Source organism: Oleiphilus sp. HI0066, assembly GCF_001635725.1.
In genome coordinates this window covers 1-1,130 of the sequence record NZ_LWFH01001214.1, presented here as the reverse complement: position 1 = coordinate 1,130, position 1,130 = coordinate 1, and the positions used below count along the sequence as shown (strand labels likewise).

Annotated in this window: 1 protein-coding gene; it reads right to left on the bottom strand. The window is 44.7% G+C overall.

Going from position 1 to position 1,130, the window contains the following annotated elements; translation table 11 throughout:
* Positions 1 to 1,093 (bottom strand): hypothetical protein (locus A3738_RS31205; RefSeq protein ID WP_197473897.1); only part of this gene is annotated, 1,093 nt, incomplete at its 3' end.
* Positions 1,094 to 1,130 lie beyond the last annotated feature (37 nt).

The following is a 1,130-nucleotide window of genomic DNA, read 5'->3' as shown; positions in this document are numbered from 1 at the left end:
ATTTGTAGTGTACAAATTGAGCACCAAACTTCTCACAATGTTGTCGCGTAAATTCGATACAGACCAACTCTTCCGCGATGAGTAAAACAGTACCCACATCGTAATTTGGGGCTAAGTCTGCCGGCAGCGCCTGTATATTCAGAGGACTAAGGAAATCAATAACACTATAGCGCGTCACTATGCTTTTTCGCTTGTGACCAAGCGTTCGGTCAGTTTGAAGCATATAGTTGACGGTTTGCACCCCAAGATGCGCAAAATTACTGCGCGACAGCAGTCCTTGCACACCTATCTCACTATACTCCTGAACATCCCCCGCTTGAGGGCTTTCGCTCACCACAAGAATCTGAATTGTTGCTGAAATGCAGCGTCTTAATTCAGACAAAAATTCGCGAGATGACATGTTAGGCACAAGATCACTTACAACTAATATTTGGTAGCTTGGATGACCCTTCAATGCACTTAATAACTGATCATATGAGTTTGTGTAATCGATGTTGTCGCACGCACTAGACAGTGCTTCGTAAACAAAACTATTTGCTTTCGTAGCCAAATCGTATACCAATACACTCGCCTCTGTAAGCCCACTTAGGTCATTTAGGTTAACGCTGCTTGCGCTACCAATAACAGGCGAAGGCAACCTCAGGCTTAGACTTTGGGTCAACTCACCATCTAAACCCTTTGAGAACACCCAGCGAGCACCCATGATGTAACAGAGCATCTCTAGCATTGACGTGGGCCCGCGTTCGGCATTTGAGCCAGATTCCGTCGCATCCAGAAGCTGCCCATGTTTCCTTGCTTGCCCTACTAGCTCAAACACGTACCGAGTGTCTTTCATGGGTATATCTTTCTTACTTATGCTAAATGTCACTTGCTCCAAACTCGGCTCCAACAATAAACGCTTAAATGCATTTCTCGTGATCCGCCTAATCTTCTGAGGGTCGCCTTCAACGAAATCAGGTAAGTCTTCGTCAAAATCAAAAATAAAAGCCACATTTCGGCGCTCAAAACGCCGTTTAAATTCATTTACTAAAAATAAGCCAAACACTCTTAGGCTAAATGGTATTTCCGAGAGAGCGACCTCACCCGATTCCATTAATGCTCGCTCATGCAGGTTGGCACTTACACTTAAC